15 protein-coding genes are annotated in these 15,201 nt (G+C 53.7%); 3 read left to right on the forward strand and 12 right to left on the reverse strand.

Annotated features, from left to right (window positions below; genetic code table 11):
* Positions 1 to 73: 73 nt before the first annotated feature.
* Both groL and groES read right to left on the reverse strand, forming a co-directional pair.
* Positions 74 to 1,732 (reverse strand): chaperonin GroEL, encoded by a 1,659-nt coding sequence (gene groL / locus ACXAIA_RS15735; protein ID WP_475350159.1) that lies wholly within the window; start codon positions 1,730 to 1,732, stop codon positions 74 to 76.
* A gap of 60 nt (positions 1,733 to 1,792) precedes the next feature.
* A complete protein-coding gene (gene groES, locus ACXAIA_RS15740) occupies positions 1,793 to 2,080 on the reverse strand; it encodes a co-chaperone GroES (RefSeq protein ID WP_044827408.1) in 288 nt (95 codons plus the stop codon).
* Positions 2,081 to 2,511: 431 nt separating this feature from the next.
* Between groES and ACXAIA_RS15745 the strand changes: the two genes are divergently transcribed.
* On the forward strand, positions 2,512 to 3,240 hold the full coding sequence (locus ACXAIA_RS15745) for a hypothetical protein (protein ID WP_475350160.1): 729 nt from the start codon (positions 2,512 to 2,514) through the stop codon (positions 3,238 to 3,240).
* Positions 3,241 to 3,249: 9 nt separating this feature from the next.
* Here ACXAIA_RS15745 and ACXAIA_RS15750 read toward each other — a convergent pair whose 3' ends face one another.
* The 5 genes from ACXAIA_RS15750 to ACXAIA_RS15770 form a co-directional block, all read right to left on the reverse strand.
* A complete protein-coding gene (locus ACXAIA_RS15750; RefSeq protein ID WP_475350161.1) occupies positions 3,250 to 3,828 on the reverse strand; it encodes a nucleotidyltransferase family protein in 579 nt (192 codons plus the stop codon).
* The gene (locus tag ACXAIA_RS15755; protein ID WP_475350162.1) at positions 3,825 to 4,823 is read right to left on the reverse strand and encodes an XdhC family protein; all 999 of its coding nucleotides are present in this window, start codon (positions 4,821 to 4,823) and stop codon (positions 3,825 to 3,827) included. Before ACXAIA_RS15755 ends, ACXAIA_RS15750 begins: the two co-directional genes overlap by 4 nt.
* 54 nt (positions 4,824 to 4,877) lie before the next feature.
* Complete coding sequence (locus tag ACXAIA_RS15760; RefSeq protein WP_475350163.1) at positions 4,878 to 6,224, reverse strand: c-type cytochrome; 1,347 nt, start codon at positions 6,222 to 6,224, stop codon at positions 4,878 to 4,880.
* A 120-nt stretch (positions 6,225 to 6,344) separates the two neighbouring features.
* Positions 6,345 to 8,603 (reverse strand): xanthine dehydrogenase family protein molybdopterin-binding subunit, encoded by a 2,259-nt coding sequence (locus ACXAIA_RS15765; protein WP_475350164.1) that lies wholly within the window; start codon positions 8,601 to 8,603, stop codon positions 6,345 to 6,347.
* Positions 8,600 to 9,055, reverse strand: a complete 456-nt coding sequence (locus ACXAIA_RS15770) for a (2Fe-2S)-binding protein (RefSeq protein WP_475345499.1) — start codon at positions 9,053 to 9,055, stop codon at positions 8,600 to 8,602. The genes ACXAIA_RS15765 and ACXAIA_RS15770 overlap by 4 nt, the downstream gene beginning before the upstream one ends.
* Positions 9,056 to 9,460: 405 nt before the next feature.
* On the opposite strand from ACXAIA_RS15770, the gene ACXAIA_RS15775 reads away from it, so the two are divergent.
* Together ACXAIA_RS15775 and rfbC are read left to right on the forward strand one after the other, a co-directional pair.
* Positions 9,461 to 10,264, forward strand: a complete 804-nt coding sequence (locus ACXAIA_RS15775) for a hypothetical protein (RefSeq protein ID WP_475350165.1) — start codon at positions 9,461 to 9,463, stop codon at positions 10,262 to 10,264.
* A 91-nt stretch (positions 10,265 to 10,355) separates the two neighbouring features.
* Positions 10,356 to 10,913 carry a dTDP-4-dehydrorhamnose 3,5-epimerase gene (gene rfbC / locus ACXAIA_RS15780; RefSeq protein ID WP_475350166.1) on the forward strand — a complete coding sequence of 186 codons (558 nt, stop codon included), beginning with the start codon at positions 10,356 to 10,358 and terminating at the stop codon, positions 10,911 to 10,913.
* A 6-nt stretch (positions 10,914 to 10,919) separates the two neighbouring features.
* Here the strand turns inward: rfbC and rfbA are convergent, their stop codons facing one another.
* From rfbA to ACXAIA_RS15805, 5 genes are read right to left on the reverse strand one after another with little or no spacing between them, the layout of a single operon-like run.
* A complete protein-coding gene (gene rfbA, locus ACXAIA_RS15785) occupies positions 10,920 to 11,801 on the reverse strand; it encodes a glucose-1-phosphate thymidylyltransferase RfbA (protein ID WP_475350167.1) in 882 nt (293 codons plus the stop codon).
* Positions 11,794 to 12,705 carry a dTDP-4-dehydrorhamnose reductase gene (gene rfbD, locus ACXAIA_RS15790; protein ID WP_475350168.1) on the reverse strand — a complete coding sequence of 304 codons (912 nt, stop codon included), beginning with the start codon at positions 12,703 to 12,705 and terminating at the stop codon, positions 11,794 to 11,796. The genes rfbA and rfbD overlap by 8 nt, the downstream gene beginning before the upstream one ends.
* Positions 12,698 to 13,768 carry a dTDP-glucose 4,6-dehydratase gene (rfbB, locus tag ACXAIA_RS15795; RefSeq protein ID WP_475350169.1) on the reverse strand — a complete coding sequence of 357 codons (1,071 nt, stop codon included), beginning with the start codon at positions 13,766 to 13,768 and terminating at the stop codon, positions 12,698 to 12,700. The genes rfbD and rfbB overlap by 8 nt, the downstream gene beginning before the upstream one ends.
* Before the next feature lie 56 nt (positions 13,769 to 13,824).
* Complete coding sequence (locus ACXAIA_RS15800; protein WP_475350170.1) at positions 13,825 to 14,223, reverse strand: hypothetical protein; 399 nt, start codon at positions 14,221 to 14,223, stop codon at positions 13,825 to 13,827.
* Between the two features lie 2 nt (positions 14,224 to 14,225).
* Positions 14,226 to 15,161 (reverse strand): ParA family protein, encoded by a 936-nt coding sequence (locus tag ACXAIA_RS15805; RefSeq protein ID WP_044827401.1) that lies wholly within the window; start codon positions 15,159 to 15,161, stop codon positions 14,226 to 14,228.
* Positions 15,162 to 15,201: the final 40 nt, after the last annotated feature.

Here is a 15,201-nt window from a genome sequence, read left to right on the forward strand (position 1 = left end):
CTGAACACCCAAAGCAAAAAGGGCTCCGCAATTGCGGAGCCCTTCTCGTAGTGCTTGGTCGGTTGGGTGAGGCTTAGAAGCCCATGCCACCCATGCCGCCCATACCACCCATGCCGCCCATGTCAGGCGCGCCGCCAGCAGCCGGGCTATCGTCCGGCTTCTCAGCGATCATGCATTCGGTGGTGATCAGCAGACCTGCGACCGATGCTGCGTCCTGCAGGGCAGTACGAACAACTTTGGCCGGGTCGATGATGCCAGCTTTGACGAGGTTGGTGTATTCGCCTTTCTGGGCGTCGTAACCGAACTCAACGTCGTCCTGCTCAAGCAGTTTGCCAGCAACAACCGCGCCGTCTACGCCGGCGTTTTCAGCGATCTGGCGAACCGGTGCCTGCAGGGCACGGCGAACGATGTCAACACCGATGGTCTGGTCATGGTTTTCACCTTCAAGACCTTCGAGTGCCTTGACCGAGTACAGCAGAGCCGTACCACCACCAGCAACAATGCCTTCTTCGACAGCTGCGCGGGTTGCGTGCAGAGCATCGTCAACGCGGTCTTTACGTTCTTTCACTTCGACTTCCGAAGCGCCACCGATTTTGATCACGGCAACACCGCCTGCGAGTTTCGCAAGACGTTCCTGCAGTTTTTCACGATCGTAATCAGAGGTGGTTTCTTCGATCTGGGCGCGGATCTGACCAACGCGTGCTTCGATCTGTGCTTTCTCACCAGCACCATCAACGATGGTGGTTTCTTCTTTGGTGATGGTAACCGATTTCGCGGTACCGAGCATGTCGAGGGTAACGTTCTCCAGCTTGATGCCGAGATCTTCGGAGACAACCTGACCACCGGTGAGGATGGCGATGTCTTCGAGCATGGCTTTACGACGGTCGCCGAAGCCCGGTGCTTTAACAGCAGCGATTTTCAGACCACCGCGCAGCTTGTTGACAACCAGGGTTGCCAGAGCTTCGCCTTCGATGTCTTCAGCAATGATCAGAAGCGGCTTGCCGGACTGAACGACCGACTCAAGCAGCGGAAGGATCGGCTGAAGCGAGGAGATTTTCTTGTCGAACAGCAGGATGTACGGAGCATCCATTTCTGCGACCATTTTCTCCGGGTTGGTTACGAAGTACGGCGACAGGTAACCACGGTCGAACTGCATGCCTTCGACAACGTCGAGTTCAGTGTGCAAGCCTTTGGCTTCCTCAACGGTGATAACACCTTCGTTGCCAACTTTTTCCATGGCTTCAGCGATCATGTCGCCGACTTCACGGTCACCGTTAGCGGAGATGTTACCAACCTGTGCGATCTCGTCGCGACCGGCAACTTTACGTGCACGGCTCGAAATCGATTCGATGACTTTGGAAGTCGCAAGGTCGATACCGCGCTTCAGGTCCATCGGGTTCATGCCGGCAGCAACGGACTTGTTGCCTTCACGAACGATCGACTGTGCCAGAACGGTTGCGGTCGTGGTGCCGTCACCTGCCAGATCGGCAGTTTTCGACGCGACTTCGCGAACCATCTGTGCGCCCATGTTTTCGAACTTGTCGGTCAGTTCGATTTCTTTGGCGACCGAAACACCGTCCTTGGTCACACGCGGTGCGCCGAAGGATTTTTCGATAACAACGTTACGGCCTTTCGGGCCAAGCGTTACCTTGACAGCGTCTGCCAGGATATCGACGCCACGCAGCATTTTAGCGCGTGCATCGGTGGAAAATTTTACGTCTTTAGCAGCCATAATATTCTTTCCTCTCTATGAGACGGATGAACGTGGACTTAAGTCACCCAAAGGGCTGACTTATTCCATGATGCCCATGATGTCGGATTCTTTCATGATCAACAGCTCTTCGCCGTCAACCTTGACTTCGGTGCCCGACCATTTGCCAAACAGGACTTTGTCACCTGCTTTGACGTCGAGGGCTGCAACCGAGCCATCGTCTTTGCGAACGCCAGAACCAACAGCGACGACTTCGCCTTCCTGCGGTTTTTCTTTGGCGGTATCCGGAATAATGATGCCACCGGCAGTCTTGGTGTCGGACTCGACACGACGTACCAGGACGCGATCATGCAGCGGACGGAACTTCATTTTAGACAACTCCGTGTTTAAGCTAAGGCTCGTTAATAACTAAGACTAACCGGGATGAGCCCGTATTAGCACTCACCCCCGGCGAGTGCTAACAGCATTTATTGGAGTGCCTGTCCAAAGTCAATAGGGAGATCAAAAAAGACGCGGAAATGTCACGATTTTTGCCCTTTGGCACCTGTGCGGCGCAGCAAAAATTTGCCCTGTTTTCAAGGCGGCGCGATCAGAACATTTTAAAGCCCCCAACGCAACCCCGGAGGATCTGGCCCACACGCCGACATCCTGCATTTCAATTCCCTAGGAAAGAATCGCGTTCACCGTTAAGGTGCAAACAGAAAGCGCAGCTCAACCCACACCAATGACTGCGCAAGTATCACCGGATTGCACCGATGTCGTGCCGTAAAACTCCGCCTAACCCGACTTTCGGGCATTTCATGAAAAGCCGCCATCAAGCAGTGCGGTATGTGTCGCGCGTTGCACTTGCCTTTGTCACCCTCCTGCCTGCGATCAGCTCAAGCGCCTTGGCCGATGAGGCGGACTACAAGTGTCCCGAAAAAATTGCCTATATCGAAAACGAACCGATGTCGCAAAAGGCGATTGTGATCCTGCAAAAAATATATGCCGATCTGGGCTGCCCGCTTCAGGTGGTCAAACTACCCGGGCGCCGTGGCCCGCTACATTTCAACGAAGGTCTGGTGGATGGGGAGTTGCTGCGCGCCATTCCCGCAGAAAAGACCTACTCACGTGCGTTTGTCCGCTCATCCGTGCCCTTGCGCGAGATATCAAACCGGCTGTGGCGCAATCCGAATGACCATGATCCGCAAACGCCGATTGCCTTTACGCTGGGTGTGATCTGGCAAGAAAAGTTCGCCAAAACTAAAACCGCCAAGACCGGTATCCCGAACAAGCCGATGATGTTTAACACCGAACTGCATGACGCCTATGCAAATGGCCGCGTCACGCGCTTCCTCGCAGCGGATACCAATAACGACGACATGATCGCAAAAGGCATTCTGGGCGACACCCCGGCACCGGTGATCGAGGAAACCATTTCCGTCCTGCCGCTCTATCACTATCTCGGCGCGGAACACGCACCGTTCATGAAGAAGTTTTCCGAACTGGTCGCCAAGACCGACCCGTTTCATACAGCACAGGACCAATGATCAGCGCGATCAGGCGATTGCTGCCGCAAGGTCGTCCTTGGTGTCGACATCGATCAGGGCGCCGGGCAAATCCACCGCTTTGACATGCTGTCCTTCGCGATTGATCATTTCCTTTGCCCCCCTGGGACCATCAAGTTCTGAAAGTTCTTCCCAGCAGTTTCTGGGAAAGATGGCCGGCACGCCCAAGCCATGGGGATACTGTGTTGCGAAGATCGCCGTGCCGTCAAAGGCATCAATCAGTTTCTGATAGTCTTCTGCTTGCAGTCGGACCTGATCACAAACCGCAATCAGCACACCGTCGCAATAAGCTGCCTGCTCCATCACGGCGCGGATGCCAGCGGCAATCGAATTGCCCATACCGCGCGCCCAGTCAGGATTGCGAACCACATGCCCGCGACCAGTGACCTCGCCAACGATATCTTCGTGATAGGCGCCCAGAACAACGAAAGGCGCGCTTTCGCAGGTTCCTGCAATCAGATCAAGCGTATGACGCAAAAGCGACTTTCCCCCGACCTCGGCCAGTTGCTTGCGCCCACCGAACCGCTCACTGGCCCCGGCAGCCAGAATAAGCCCTGCAAGTTTCGTCATTCTGCGACCTTCGCCATATGCAGGTTGCTTTCCCTGTAAAGAACCCGATGGATCCCCGAGAGGATCGACAAAGCAATGCTTTCGGGAAGCTGCCCCCCAATATCAAGCCCGGCAGGACTGGAAACCGCGAATGGCAGTTCGTGTTCCTTGAGCCCGGCATGATCAAGCACATTGGCAAAGCGATGACGCGGCCCCAGCGCCGAAACATGCCGGATGGTTGAGGCACCCAATGCCTGCAGGGCATCGCCATCAATCGATACGCTGTGTGCCATCAGGACGGCGGCATCCACACGGTGCTGATCGGCAAAAGCGCCAAGTGATGCGATATCACGCACAATCGCGCTGACATTCGGAAAATGGTCCGCACGGGCATTTGCCGGACGCGGATCGGCAAGGCTGACCTGCCAGCCCATTTCACGGGCGATATTGGCAACGGGGCGGGCATCAAGACCACCGCCGACAATCAGGATATGCGGTTCCGGCCGAATGGGTGTGACCAACCAGTCATCGCCACGCTCATCGGGCTTGATCGTTGCGATCTGGTGGCCGGGCAGAACCCGTGGATCAAGGTCAAACCAGGCTTCGGCCGCACCGATTTTCTGATGGAAATAGCCGCTCTCACGTTCTTTCAGGGCATGGCGCAAGTCGCCAAGGCCAAGGTCATTTGTGGCACTCAGGGGCTGCAGCATGATGTACACCTTTCCCCCGCAGCCGACACCCAGCTTGAAGAAAACGTCATCTTCATCATTGCCGTCATATTCAAGCATGACGACCTTGTCCGTGACCATCGCCCGGCGGGCATTGCGGATGATGTCTGCTTCAAGACAACCACCGCTCAGCAAACCATGTTGGCTGCCATGCCCGTCGATCAGCATCATAGCCCCGGCCTTGCGATAGGCGGAACCTTCGGTCCGGTACACGGTACCCAGAACCCATTCCGTCTGATCACGACCGTCCCACCAGACATCCAGCATCTCAGAGAGTTGATGGCTCATATCAGGCTTCCTTCATGACAATGATGCTGATCGCGTTTTGCATGGCATATCCAATCAGCGCATCTGCAAGATGATCACATCGATGCTGGCCGGATCGGTATGGCTACGAACGGCAGCCACTTCTTCCGCACTGACAGCATCACCATGGTTGCCCCAGCTTGATCGGACATAAGTCAGCACCTCGGCCATCTGGGCATCCGAAAGATGCTCACGATAGGGTGGCATGCGGTACGTGTCCGGCACACCATTCGCGATGACACGCGGTGATCCGTTCAGCGTTACATTGATCGCAGACTCTGCCTCGGGGGCGAGCATGGACGACACACCGGCAAGCGGCGGGATCCATTCATTCTGACCCAGACCATCACGACCATGACAAAACGCGCAGTTCGTCGCATAGGTCCGCGCACCGGACACCTTGTCGGCAACATCGCGCGACAGATCGTCTGCGGTCGCTTCATCATATGCCCAGACCGGTCCATCGTAATCCGGGTCTGCCGGCAATGATTTCAGGTAATGGGCTATCGACATCAGATCATCATCGGTCATGAACTGGGTCGAGTTGTTGAACGCCTCGACCATCGATCCGAACACGACGCCATGCTCATTACGGCCATCTTTGAGATAGGCGTAAATGTCTTCTTCGCTCCAACGGCCAAGACCGATATTGGGGTCATTACGCAGGCTCGGCGCGTACCAGCCATCGAGCAGCGCACCGGACAGATATTCCGGGCTGCTTTCATCAAGGGCGACTTCGTTCATCGCCGGACCACGTGGGGTATGGCAACTGCCACAATGCCCCGGCCCCTGCACCAGATAGGCACCCCGGTTCCACATGTCGTCTTCGGATGCCTTGGCCTGATAGACCTCACCCTCGGTAAACGCGACATTCCAAAGTGCCAGCGGCCAGCGCATATTGAGCGGCTCTTCGATTTCGGTCGGCTTGTTGGCCTGTTTGACCGGTTCGACGCCTTCCATGAAATAGGCATAAAGCGCTTCGATGTCCTCATCGGGCATCTTTTCATAGGACGGATATGGCATTGCCGGATACAGACGATGACCATCCGCCGCCACGCCATGGCGAAGCGCGCGGTCAAAATCGGCAAGGCTGTAATTGCCAATTCCGGTTTCCGGATCCGGGGTAATATTTGTGGTGAAGATCGAGCCAAGCGGCGTGCCCATTTCAAGCCCACCGGCAAAGGCCTTGCCGTCCGGGGTGGTATGGCAAGCAACACAGTCCCCAAGGCGGGCAACATATTCACCGCGCGCGATCAGGTCGTCTGATGGCGCAGAGGCGTTTACATCATCAAAGGGCGAAGACGGCGTATGTGTCGCGATCCAGGCAGTGCCGACCGCGCCAACAACAACGACGCCCAAGACAGTCAGAAACAACTTTTTCAACGGAATCCCCGTTTTTGTTTGGTTTGGTTTTAACGCGAAATCCAAACGCAGATCAGCACGATGCGGGAGCTGGGCGGTCACAGAAAATCTGTGACCGCCGCTGTATCTGCGTTAAGGGGCCTAGCTTTCAAAGCGCAGGTTGCTAAGCGGCATGTCCCGCACGCGCTGACCGGTAAGGGTCGAAACCGCGTTGGCAACTGCCGGCAGAACCGGCGGAAGCCCCGGCTCACCAATACCGCCCATAGGCGCACCGCTTTCGACGATACGGACATGGACGTTGGGCATCTGATCGGGCCGCAGGATCGGATACAGGTCATAGTTCCGCGCGGTCGGTTCGCCATTTTCGTAGATGGCTTCTTCCATCAGAATTTCCGACAAACCAAGTGCGGTTGCGGAATTGACCTGTGCCTCGATGATTGCCGGGTTGACGATGCTGCCCGGATCAATTGCTTCCCAGACATCATGGACAACGACCTGTCCGTTTTGCATGGAAACCTCGGCAATGGCTGCGGATTCACTGCCAAACGGCGATGCCATACCGACACCACGTGCGCGCTGGCTGCCATCTGCTGCGGTGAACGGACCGCGTTTCCAGCCACCGGACAAATCGCCAACCGCCTTAAGCAAGTTGGTCAGTCGTTCATTGTCCTTAAGCAGAGCCAGGCGCAGTTCATAAGGATCCTGCCCGCCCTGATCAGCCATTTCATCAAGGAACGTTTCATAGAAGAAATCATTCATTGAATGGCCAACCGAGCGCCAATAAGCCAGCATCGCCGGCGTTTCGACATAAACCTGGGCAATCCGGCGATTGGCAATGGCGTATTTCTTGCCCGTCAGACCTTCAAGTGCGGTCGGGTCCATGGAATCCGGATTGTGACCATAAATGCCCTCGGTCGGGCCTTCGGTCGCACTGATGGCTTCAAGACCAACCGGCATACCATCCGCATCCAGACCACCGCGGAACTTCACGGCCGCCATCGGACGCAGCGGATCGCGCAGGAATTCTTCCTCACGCGTCCAGATCAGCTTGACCGGACGCCCGACCTCCTTGGCCAATTGAATGGCCTGCGGATACGGGTTGGCTTCCGGATACAGGAAGTGACGGCCAAAGAACCCACCCAGCATCGGCGAATGGATATTGATCTGGGATGCATCAAGGCCGGTGATGCCGGCAATCTGCGACTGGAACTGCTCCGGTGCCTGGTTTGGCATCCAGATATCAAGGGTTCCGTCATCGTTAAACCGTGCAAGGGTTGATGGCGGCTCAAGCTGCCCATGATGGACGAACTGGCTGCGATAGGTTGCCTCAACCGTGGTGGTCGCATTCGACAATGCCGAACTGACATCACCTTCCTCTTCGCCAGCCTTGCCAGCACCGGTTTCATTGGCCAGACGTTCAGAAAATGCCGCGGTCGAGAAATCTTCGGGCATGTGGCGGATTTTCGAACCATCCGCATCGCGTGTGACCCATTCAACCTGAAGCGCCTCTGCCGCGACCTTGGCATTCCACCAACGTTCCGCAACGACCGCAACAGCACCGGCCAGGCGATGGATCGACATCACGCCTTTCATCGCGCTGACTTCAGCTTCGTTGACGATAGTGCCAACCCCAAGACCAAGACGCGGTGCGTGCTGAACAGCGGCATGAACCATGCCGTCAACTTTAACGTCGATGGCAAACACGGCCTTGCCAGTTGCCTTGTCATGGATATCAAGACGATCCATCGGTTTCCCGATCCAGCGGAAGGTCGACGGATCGCGAAGCTCGATCCCCTCGGGATCGGGGACGGCAAGATCAAGCGCGTCTTCGGCCAGATCACCATACGGGATCTTGTTGCCGGTATTGCTGTTTACGACATAACCGGGCTCGGTCGTCAGCTGTGCAACCGGAACGCCCATGCGGTTGGATGCCGCCTGCAGCAACATCTGGCGCGCAGACGCCCCCAGTTTGCGCATGGTCGAATAGCTCGTACGCACTGACATACTGCCGCCGGTGATGCGCATCTGGTTGTTGATCACCAGATAGTCGGGGCCGGCCGGCGCACTTTCGACGACAAAGCTTTTGGGATCGGCATCCAGTTCTTCGCCAACGATCTGGGCCATGGCGGTAAAGATGCCCTGCCCGCCTTCAACGAACGGGCTTTGCAAACGCACACTATTGTCAGGACGGATTTCAAGGAAAGCCGGCACACGGGTGCCCGGTGTCACCTCGCCACCACTTTGGGCGCGGGCCTTACCCACGGGCAGCCCGAAACCAAGGACGAGTGCGCCGGTTGTCGCACCGGCGGCACCAAGCAGGAACCGGCGGCGTGAAATATTGACCGGTTCACCGGTCGGGAATTTTTCTTGCTCTGATGCAGAAGGTTTCAGCTGTTTCATGACGCATCTCCTTCCGCAAGGTCTTTGACCGCGGCGTGGATTGCGTTGTAAGTGCCGCAACGGCACAGATTGACCATCGCCGCAGCAACGTCATCTTCGGTCGGATTTTCGACTTCTTTGAGCAACGCGGTTGCCGCCATCACCTGACCGGACTGGCAGTAGCCGCACTGGGGAACCTGATGTTCGACCCATTTTTCGACCACGCGTTTGCCGACCGGATCACTTTCGATGGCCTCAATGGTGGTAATTTCCTGTCCTTCGACAGCATCAATCGGCGTGACACAGGAACGGGTCACAACACCATCGACCATCACAGAGCATGCACCACACTGTGCAAGTCCGCAGCCAAACTTGGTGCCGGTCATGCCAAGATTATCACGGATGACCCATAGCAGCGGTGTGTCACCCTCTGCGTCGACATCATAGGTCTCATTGTTGATTGTCAGTTTCATGGCGCTCTCTCTTAGTTCGGTTCTGCGACGGGACCGGATTTTTGGCGTGCCATTCGCCCGTCGATCTCTCGGGCCTGTCTAATGTGCGTCCGGGTTTTTGGACGTGTTTTTGATTGCTTCCAGTCTGCCCAAAAAAATTAATCGCGCTACGGCATTCTTTTAATAGTTCTTATGAGCCAGACAGATAAATCGCCGTTATGGACGGGATGGCTTGGGGATGTTGGCTTCTGGCTTGCAGACTTCCTGATATGTGGGGACCAACCATGCCCGGCACAACCAAAGCTGGTTCAGCACAAGCGCGTGGCAAGATCAGGCCAGATCGGGAAAGACAACAGTTCAAAAGCCGTCATGAATTTGCTTAACGCAGGCCCGCGACCAAAGTTCCAATCACCAATTTAAAAACAGATGACAAAAAGCGTTTGCTCTCCCCTTGAGCAAAGGTCTCTGCGTCCCAATCTATTTCGGTACAAGCATCTGATTTGGCTCCTGAAAGTAGTGCAGCAGACAATGAAGCCCGGACCACGAATATCCCTGATCCTGTTCGTGTTGGTACTGTTAGTGCCTGTCATCGGACATGCGCAGGACGCAAATGACTGCCCAAAACAGCTGAGCAGTGTCAGCAATGACCGGCTGGCTGGCGCGGTCACGAAAGTGATGGTTGATATTTATGAGCAGCTAGGCTGCGAGGTTCAGGTCGTAAGCCTGCCGGGGCGCCGTGGCTTTGTCGCCTTCAATGAAGGACAGGTTGACGGGGAAATGTTCCGCTTCCCCCTGGCGACCAAACGTTATTCGCGATCCTTCGTGCAATCAGACGTTCCGCTGCTTGAAATTTCAAACAGTCTTTGGGCCGCACCCGGCAGCAAATTGCACTCTGACGGTCCCGTCGGATTTGTGATTGGCCTGGCGTGGCAGGAACAGTATTTGTCCGAAGACCCAACCCAGCCGACAAGCGGTCATCGTGACGTGGATGACATCATATCGCACTACAATCTTGGAACCTTTGATCGCTTCCTTGCCGAAGACGAAACCATTCGTCTCGCCATCCGCGAAGGCGCCTTTGCCCCCGGGAAAGAACCGGTCTTGATCGAAACGATTAAGGTGGGATCGCTCTTTCATTTTCTTGGCGCAGAGTACCAACCGTTCATGAAGCGGCTTTCTGAGTACATCGCCAAACATGAACCATTTCGACATGCCAGCTCGATGCAATGACCTTGAGCCGCGAATACGCAAATGCAATAAGCTGTTTCATCTGCTATTCATTAGCTCATTGAAATCGCTTCACCTGCGCAAGGCGGCACAGATGCACATTGAATCCCTGGAAATCCCGGATATCAAGATGATCTTCCCAAAGAAATTTGGCGATGAACGGGGATTTTTCTCGGAAATCTACAATATGGAAGCCTTTGCCAAGGCAGGCATTGATCATCAATTTGTGCAGGACAACCATTCACTGTCGCAAAATGTTGGCGTGCTGCGCGGGCTTCATTTCCAGTGCCCGCCTTATGCCCAGCATAAGCTGATCAGGGTTCCGAAAGGACGCATTCTTGATATTGCCGTTGATATTCGGAAGAACTCTGAAACCTTCGGGAAATCGGTATCTGCCGAAGTAAGTGCAGAGGAATGGAACCAGATGTTTGTGCCTGCTGGCTTCGCGCACGGCTTTGTCACGTTGGAACCGGATACAGAAGTCGTCTACAAAGTGTCCTCCCGCTACGCCCCGGAAAGCGAACGCGCAATCATGTGGAATGACCCCGACCTTGCCATCGACTGGCCGTTTAGCGAAGCCGAGGTCACTGTTTCCAAGAAAGACGCAACCGCGATGAGCTTTGCAAGCTATTGCGAAAATCCGGTGTTCTAGCCCTACTCACATAAGGTCATAGGTCCGAAGAACCGTCTGCAGATACGCCTTGTAGGAACTTGCGCCAAATTCGTTCATGAGCTTTTCAAACTGCGCGACCGAGATCAGGCCTTTTCGAAGTGCGATTTCTTCCGGGCAGGCGATCTTGAGGCTTTGGCGGCTTTCCACGGTACGCACGAAATTCGCCGCATCAAGCATGGCGGCATGGGTGCCGGTATCAAGCCAGGCATAACCACGGCCCATTCTTTCGACCTTAAGCGTGCCGCGGGCAAGATAGGCTTTGTTCACATCGGTGATTTCAAGCTCACCGCGCTTTGACGGCTTGATCGATTTGGCGATTTCGACCACGTCTGAATCATAGAAATACAATCCGGTGACCGCGAAGTTCGATTTGGGATGTTCGGGTTTTTCCTCGATATCGAGCGCCACACCATTACGGTCAAACTCAACCACGCCGTACCGTTCGGGATCCTGAACATAGTAGGCAAATACCGTGGCGCCATCGGGTTGCGCCATGGCACTTCGCAACAGATCGGTCAGGTTATGACCAAAATAGATATTGTCGCCCAAAATCAAACAGCATGGGTCATTTCCGATAAAGTCCGCGCCAACAATAAATGCATCTGCAAGACCACGTGGCTCAGGCTGCACAGCGTATTCAAGCTTAATCCCCCATTTGGAACCATCACCCAACAAGTCCTTGAATAGCGGCACATCGCGTGGTGTGCTGATGATCAGGATATCCTTGATCCCCGCCAGCATCAGTGTCGTTAGCGGATAGTAAATCATCGGCTTGTCATAGACAGGCTGCAGCTGCTTGGAGACAACCAGTGTTGATGGGTGCAAACGCGATCCGGTCCCGCCTGCCAGTATGATCCCCTTACGCATCTGACGTCTCCCCTGGAAGATTCTCAATAACCGCGTTCAAGCTTTCTTCGACGGTTGGCAACTGTATCGCGAATGTCTCGGTAAAGCGCTGGCTCGACATCACGGAATATTCGGGACGCTTCGCAACGGTCGGATATTCCGAAGACGGCACAGGCGTGATCTGACAGTTCTTGCCTTTCCAACCGCGCCCCCAAACCTGCACAGCCACTTTGTGGATGCGGTTGGCAAATTCAAACCATGTTTGTGGCTGATCGGATGACAGATGATAGGTACCGAACTTGTCAAAATCCCTCGCAACCGACTCTTCGCAAAGCTTGAGAATAGCCCGCGCCAAGTCATGGGCGCTGGTCGGGCATCCGGTCTGGTCATTGACGACACGAATTTCATCTCGTTGTGCCATTAGATTGAGCATCGTCTTGACGAAGTTTTTCCCGAATGAGCTGAAAACCCACGATGTGCGAATAATCAGGTGCTTTTCCAATGTCTCTCTGACCGCTTCCTCACCGGCAAACTTGCTCTCACCATACACGCCCAACGGCGAGACCGGGTCTTGCTCGGTATAGGGTTTTGATGCCTGCCCATCGAAAACGTAATCGGTTGAAACATGGATCAGGGGCACGGAGCGTTTGACAAGCGCCTCTGCCATCGCACGCACAGCATCGCGATTGACCTTGAATGCGATATCCGCCTGTTCCTCGGCCAGATCAACTGCGGTATATGCCGCAGCATTCACCACGATATCCGGCTGCACACGGTTGATAACCGGCTCTATCTGGCGGGCATCCTCAAGATTACATTCATCCCTGCCGACGAAAACCAGCTCGGCATTGGGAAATTCATCCCCGCACATGGCAAGGCAACTTGCGAGTTGACCGTTTTTCCCAAACACGAGGATTTTAGGCATCGGCTTGCCCCTTGGCACTGCCCAGACGCTCACCGGCATATTTGGTTTTCAAAATCGGCTCCCACCATGCGCGATTGTTCACATACCACGCAACGGTCTGGCGCAGGCCGGTTTCGAAATCATATTTTGGTTTCCAGCCCAACTCGGTCTGTATTTTGGTTGGATCGATGGCATATCGCCAGTCATGCCCCGGACGGTCTTTCACATATGTCACCGCGTCATCGAAGCTCTTAAACGTGATGTCCGGCACGATGTCACGCACCGTCTCGAAAATCCTTTTGGCGACGTCGATATTGGTCAGCTCGTTACAGCCCCCGACATTGTATTTCTCCCCCAACCGGCCTTCCGTCAGGATTTTGACCAAGGCGTCTGCATGATCTTCGACATGCAGCCAGTCACGGGTATTCAGCCCCTCGCCATAGACCGGAAGCTGCTTGCCATGGAGCAGGTTTAGCGACATCAGTGGAATAAGCTTTTCGGGGAACTGGAACGGGCCATAATTGTTCGAGCAATTGCTGATCACAACGGGCAGCCCATAGGTGTGATACCACGCCAGAACCAAATGATCTGAACTCGCCTTGCTTGCTGAATAAGGTGACGTCGGCGCATACGCCGTTTCTTCGGTGAACAGCCCGTCGCTGCCCAGCGATCCGTACACCTCATCGGTCGAAATGTGATGGAAGCGGAACTTGGATTTCCTGTCGGCTGGCAGCTTATCGAAATAGCCACGCGCGACCTCAAGCAAGGTGAACGTGCCCACCACATTGGTCTGAATAAAATCACCCGGCCCGTCGATAGAGCGGTCAACATGGCTTTCAGCGGCCAGATGCATCACCGCGTCGGGCTGAAACGCATCAAACAGCTCGATAATGGCATCGCGGTTGCAGATATCCTGATGGGCAAAATGGTAGTTGTCTTGCGCGGAAATCGACGCCAATGTCCGCAGATCGCCAGCATATGTCAGCTTGTCGATATTGAGGACCTCATAGCCCTTCAACCCGGTCATAAGCCGACAAACAGCAGATCCGATAAACCCTGCACCGCCCGTCACGATAACTTTCATTCTGCTCTCATCGAAAATTGGTGACGTTGGTTCAAAGCCACAATTAGGGTACTTCGCTAAATTTTCGACTGCATGGCCCCACGGACAGCGTTTGACCTCAACCTCGCGCCCACCGTTGACTCAACAATCTTTTCTTTTATTCTTCCAATATTATCTGATTTTGAAACGTAAATACTTTGTATTTTTGCCATTCGTGTAAGTTGATTTTTATTCAATTTGCTTTTTTCGAGTATATCCATACCTACGTCTCTATTGGGCGCGGAAATAACCCTATTAAGTATTGCACCTAAATCATCTGATGCATTCTCGTTTTTCAAAGTTTTCCTTGAACGAATTTCTTTTCCAGGTTTTAGCTTTGGAATTTTAGCCAAAAATTCCTTCAACTGAGCTTCGTCCGCTTCCTCGATAAGAGTCGCAATCCGCCGTAAAATCTCCGCTGCGAGATCGGGTTTCAAAATTACTCTCCTAACTTTTCGAGAAATTCTGTAGCCACGGCCTCTAAACCATCCACTACACTTTGGTGACTCACGTTAGAGTAGCTGTTCAATACAACGGGCACTCCATAAACTGGAGACTCAGCGAAAACGGTGTCGTTCCTTTTGATATAAGAATCAAATATCGCGAGGTCGCTTTCCGTTTGCAATTTCTTTATGTACGTTTTTTGCGCGGACATTGGCTCACCCGCATATTCTTGGACCATAGTAAATACAACCCCGACAACTATCGGCGATATCTCGTCAAAATCTTTACTATCATTAGAAACGACCTTAACGTAATCGTTATAGTCCTTAAGCAGCTCTCCAATACTTCTCATCAAGTAATCAATACCCAAAGTTGAAAGCTCATCAGGACGAGTGGGTACAAGTATATAGTCGCTTGCTATAATTGCAGTTTTCGTAACAATATTGAAGTTAGGAGGACAGTCAATCAAAACGATATCGTAAAGACCTGTTGCTCGGATATCATCCAGACCATCAGCCAACATCCTATGTACACTAATAAAATTTTTCTTAGACTGAGAAAGGTTTGCTCCGCCTAATCTTGTTGCAAGCTCAAGATCAACATTAATCAAACCAAGATGAGAGGGAATGATGTCTAAGGTCGAATCATGTGGAAGAGCTGAATTTACCCTCTCAGGCTTGTGACAGAGATCCTTTAATGAGATTTGAGCCCCGCCATCACTCTCGTCAAACCAAGTTTTGATCGTTTTTGAACTTGCAAAACTATTCTGCCATTCATCTGGCTTGATAAATGAAAATGTCAAACTCGCTTGCGCATCCAAATCCATTACCAGAATACGTTTCCCTCGAAATGCGAGTTCTGCAGCAAGATTAGCGGTCAAAGACGTTTTTCCGACACCGCCCTTATAATTGATTACTGAGACTACTTTCACGACTACCCCCGTTGAATCTTGCTACCAACAACTCACCGCT

It is taken from the genome of Thalassospira sp. ABL2_045, from assembly GCF_056161285.1.